The organism is Sphingopyxis sp., assembly GCF_036402335.1.
Classification (GTDB): Bacteria; Pseudomonadota; Alphaproteobacteria; order Sphingomonadales; family Sphingomonadaceae; genus Sphingopyxis.
Map to the genome: position 1 here is coordinate 1 of NZ_DASWTD010000102.1, position 4,184 is coordinate 4,184.

The 4,184-nt window shown below is 62.0% G+C and carries 4 protein-coding genes; 3 read left to right on the forward strand and 1 reads right to left on the reverse strand.

The window, feature by feature from the left end; translation table 11 throughout:
* The first annotated feature begins 259 nt into the window (after positions 1-259).
* The gene (locus VGD20_RS03035; protein WP_331133034.1) at positions 260-1,195 is read left to right on the forward strand and encodes an SDR family oxidoreductase; all 936 of its coding nucleotides are present in this window, start codon (positions 260-262) and stop codon (positions 1,193-1,195) included.
* Positions 1,196-1,423: 228 nt separating this feature from the next.
* Here the strand turns inward: VGD20_RS03035 and VGD20_RS03040 are convergent, their stop codons facing one another.
* Positions 1,424-1,891 carry a GNAT family N-acetyltransferase gene (locus tag VGD20_RS03040; protein ID WP_331133035.1) on the reverse strand — a complete coding sequence of 156 codons (468 nt, stop codon included), beginning with the start codon at positions 1,889-1,891 and terminating at the stop codon, positions 1,424-1,426.
* A gap of 323 nt (positions 1,892-2,214) precedes the next feature.
* On the opposite strand from VGD20_RS03040, the gene VGD20_RS03045 reads away from it, so the two are divergent.
* Both VGD20_RS03045 and VGD20_RS03050 read left to right on the forward strand, forming a co-directional pair.
* Complete coding sequence (locus VGD20_RS03045) at positions 2,215-2,901, forward strand: helix-turn-helix transcriptional regulator (RefSeq protein WP_331133036.1); 687 nt, start codon at positions 2,215-2,217, stop codon at positions 2,899-2,901.
* Between the two features lie 53 nt (positions 2,902-2,954).
* Complete coding sequence (locus VGD20_RS03050) at positions 2,955-3,824, forward strand: NmrA family NAD(P)-binding protein (RefSeq protein ID WP_331133037.1); 870 nt, start codon at positions 2,955-2,957, stop codon at positions 3,822-3,824.
* Positions 3,825-4,184: the final 360 nt, after the last annotated feature.

Sequence of the window (4,184 nt, forward strand, 5' to 3'; positions counted from 1 at the left end):
GACGCGCGCATCCGCCTTCGCGAGACCGGCCGGCTGATCCGCGCCGAGGTCCATGGGTGTCATCCTCCGGAAGACTTCGACGGTGCCGCAAGCCATTGGCCGGGAGAAGCGGACCGGAGCTGGCGATTGGCACAGGTCAGCTTCGTACCCGACGGACCCAGGAGCTGATCACCGCCTGCAACCGCACCGCCGATCCATGCGTTCGAATTCTGGGGCCGACCGAAACAATCTTTCCGAACCTTGCAGAGAGAGAACCCCAATGGCGCGCGGACCGAAAGCCGGCAAGATCGGCGAAACCCCTTCCGAAAAGCGGGGCAAGCGCACCGCCGCAGCAAAGCTTCGCAACGAGGCCGGCAGCGGCAAGACCATCGCCAAGCCGCCACAGGACAAGGAGGCGGGCCTCGAGCGCGCGCCCAAATGGGAACCGCGTTACACAGGGTCCGATCGCCTGAAAGGCAAGGTGGCGATCGTGACCGGCGGCGATAGCGGCATCGGGCGGGCGGTGTGCGCCCTGTTCGCGCGCGAGGGCGCCGACATCGCAATCGTCTATCGCAGCAACAGGAGCGATGCCGAAGACACCGCCGAGATCGTATCGGGCGAAGGCCGGCGGGCGATCATCGTCAAGGCCGATGTCGGCAAGACGAGCGCGGGCAGGAAGATTGTCGAGAAGACCATCGCGAAATTCGGCCGTCTCGACATCATCGTAAACAACGCCGGCGAGCAGCACCCGGCCGAGGACATTCGCGACATTTCGCCCGAACAGCTTCAACGCACATTCGCGACCAATATCTTCGGGATGTTCTATCTCGTGCAGGCAGCGCTGCCGCATCTCAAGAAAGGCGCCGCCATCGTCAACTGTACGAGCGTGACGATGTACCAAGGTAGCGGAGGCCTCCTCGATTATAGCGCGACCAAAGGCGCGATCACGGCCTTCACCCGGTCGCTCAGCGAAAATCTCATCGAAAAGGGCATTCGGGTCAACGGCGTCGCGCCGGGCCCGATCTGGACTCCGCTCAACCCGCGCGGCGGGGCTCCCGCGAAGAAAGTCGCCACGTTCGGGGAAAGCACACCCATGAAAAGGCCCGGCGAACCCAATGAGGTCGCGCCCTGTTTCCTTTTCCTCGCCTGCGACGACAGCAGCTACATGTCGGGCCAGGTCCTCCATCCCAATGGCGGGACGATCGTCAACGGCTAGTGACGGCCGGGTGCGGACCGTCCTCTTCGAGCCATAGGCGCGCGAAAGTGCAACCTTGGCCGGCGCCTGTTAAATTCGGGTGTGGTTTCATTATCCCTCGCGTTCGGCCGACGGTCCGTCGGCATCTAACAGGATCACGCCTGTTGCGCGTCGCCAGAGCTCTGCATCTAGGCGGATGGCACGGGCCGGCAAACCACCGCGGCGACGCAACGCCGCGGTGGCAGCTCGTCAATCCGTCGATCGAAGCCAGCTGATCAACGGGCCGTCTTCTTCGTCGTACCGTTCGCCGATACGGGCAAAGCCGTTCCTCTCCAGCACCTTTTGGGAGGCGAAGTTTTCGATCCCCGTTTCAGCGGTAACTGCCGAGACTTCGGCGCGGCGGACTGCCCAGGATACGACATCGGCAATGGCCCCGGTCGCGAAGCCTCGACCCTGGCGGCTGGGAGCGATCCCATATCCGATATCGATTATGCCGTTCTCGGGGGGGCGGGTCACCGAGCAAAGTCCCACAATCTCGTTGCCGTCGACGATAAGCCACGAGGCCGGGGCAAAGGTACACCGAACGGTTTCCGCGACGCCCGCCAGCATGACGAGGACGGGAGGAGGCGCGATGGGTGTGTCGGCAAGCGTATATGTTCCGGGCGCGCGGCCGCGAATGAGCGAAGCGTAATCCTCGCTTGTGGTTTCTACGATCATGATTTCTCTCGACTGAAGCATGCGCCCGGAAGCGCGGCTTTGCCTCAACCGATCAACAGGCGATGCTTGGAGCGATCGTCATCAAACGGCTGCGGCGCGTATCAAGCGGAAGGCGGTAAGCAAAGGCATTCTCCTGTCGTCGAGGCATATTCACAAGGGCCAATCGATTGTAAAGTCGGCCGTATCGCCAGCTGGATTGCGCGACGAGATTTGCTATGCGCCGGAGGAGATACGCGGCAGAGCACAGGTGCTCGGCGAGCACATAGCGAGAGGGCTAGCGCCAATGCGGATGTCGCGCATCGCAATGTCGAAAAGGCAGGTTATTGACCAGAACCGAGCGACTTCTTTCCCTGCTGCAGATCCTCCGCAGCAAGCGCAATCCGGTCACGGCCGCTGCCTTGGCGAACGAGTTCGCCGTAAGCGAGCGTACAATATACAGGGATATTCAGACACTCATAGCGCAAGGCGCCACGATAGCGGGCCAAGGCGGCGTGGGATATGTTTTACGCGGGGAATATTTCCTGCCGCCGCTGGCTTTTGACAAGAACGAGGCCGCGGCCGTCATGCTGGGACTTAGGTTCGTGTTGCGCCGGGGAGACGCTGCGCTCATCGCTGCTGCACAATCCGCCCGCGGCAAATTGGCCGCAGTCACCCCGCACCGCTTTTCCGCAAGCGACGAACTTGCCGCCCCGCTGCTGGTCGGCCCGGAGCACTCCGACCGTGTCCAGATACTCGAATTTGTTCGGGACGCTCTTTTTCGCGAGCGCAAACTGGCGATCGAATATGTGGATGCGGCAGGATCGGAAAGCCGTCGAACCATATGGCCGTTGGCGATCGGATGGTTTGATGAATGCGAGATTCTCGCAGCGTGGTGCGAAATGCGCGGAGCGTTTCGCCACTTTCGCATCGACGGCCTTCGACAGGTTCATATCATCGACGAACGTCCGTCCGTCGCCCGGCATGAGCTGTTGTCGAGATACAGGAAAATCGAGCGGGGCATCGAACTCTGACGCGCCCCTGACAAAAATTGTCGGGTCGTCCTGCTATTCTTGCGGCATAGCAGATGGAGATCGACATGTTTATCATCATGGGTGCCACCGGCCATGTCGGCCGAGCCGTGGCGAATACACTTCTCGAAAATGGACAGGCCGTGACGATCCTTACGCGCCGACCCGACAAGGCCGGCGAGTGGAGCGAGAAAGGCGCCAGCGTACTGCAGGCGGATGCCGAAGACGTGCCGTCGATGCGCGCGGCTTTCCGGAGCGGCCGCCGCGCGTTTCTCCTGAACCCGCCGGCCGCTCCGGATACGGACACCGATGCGACCGAATTGCGCACCGCACGCAATATCGTCGAGGCGGTGCGGGGCTCCGGCCTGGAGAAGGTCGTGGCTGCATCCACTTACGGCGCACGCCCTGGAAACGGTATCGGCGACCTGACGACCCTATGGGAACTCGAGGAAGGCCTGCGAGAGCAGTCGATTCCCGCGGCCATCAACCGCGGCGCCTTCTACATGTCGAACTGGACCGCCTCGGCCAACACTGTCAGAAAGACGGGAAAGCTCCCGAGCATGTTTCCAGCGGACATAATGCTCCCGATGGTCGCACCAGACGATCTCGGCAAGGCAGCAGCGGCGCGGCTTCTGACGCCGCTCGACGACGTATCGCTGCGATATGTCGAAGGCCCCGCGCGCTATACGCCCCAGGACATCGCGAACGCCTTCGCCGCCGTTCTGAACCGGGACGTCGAGGTGGAGGTGATTCCCCGCGATGGCTGGGAGGCGGCGTATAAGAAACTCGGCTTCTCGGACGCAGCCGCGAAAGCCTATACGAAGATGACCGCGACAAGTCTCGACGAGGGCTTTTTCACACCCGACAGCGCCATACGAGGAACGACTACGCTGGAAGAGTTTGTGACGTCCAGCGTTGCGCCTTGAGATGTTATGACGGCGAAATCGGGGCGTGTATCTGGCGCGGGCACCTGCCTGTCCATTCACGGCTTGCGAAGCAGATGGTGCTTCTTCAATGCGCCGCAACGGATATGCCCAACCCTATGGAACGGATCGTCGGCCGCATGGTCCCGGCTGGTTAGGAACTGCGCTCCGCGAGGCGCGCCTCATCATAACCGCGCGATATGCGCCCCTGCGTGAAGGCCGCGAGCGGTGCGAGGCCGAGGAAACAAAGTCTCCGTGCAGGCGTATATATTTTGCAATTCCCGATCTCACGATCGGACTTCAGGAGAGCCCCGCCGCTTTATGCAGCGGGACTTTACCATTTTCCCGCTTGCACCGTTTCCC

Excerpts from the sequence above, each read along its gene's own strand:
- VGD20_RS03035 (WP_331133034.1), top strand. The coding sequence starts at position 260 with ATGGCGCGCGGACCGAAAGCCGGCAAGATCGGCGAAACCCCTTCCGAA.
- VGD20_RS03040 (WP_331133035.1), bottom strand. The coding sequence starts at position 1,891 with ATGATCGTAGAAACCACAAGCGAGGATTACGCTTCGCTCATTCGCGGC.
- VGD20_RS03050 (WP_331133037.1), top strand. The coding sequence starts at position 2,955 with ATGGAGATCGACATGTTTATCATCATGGGTGCCACCGGCCATGTCGGC.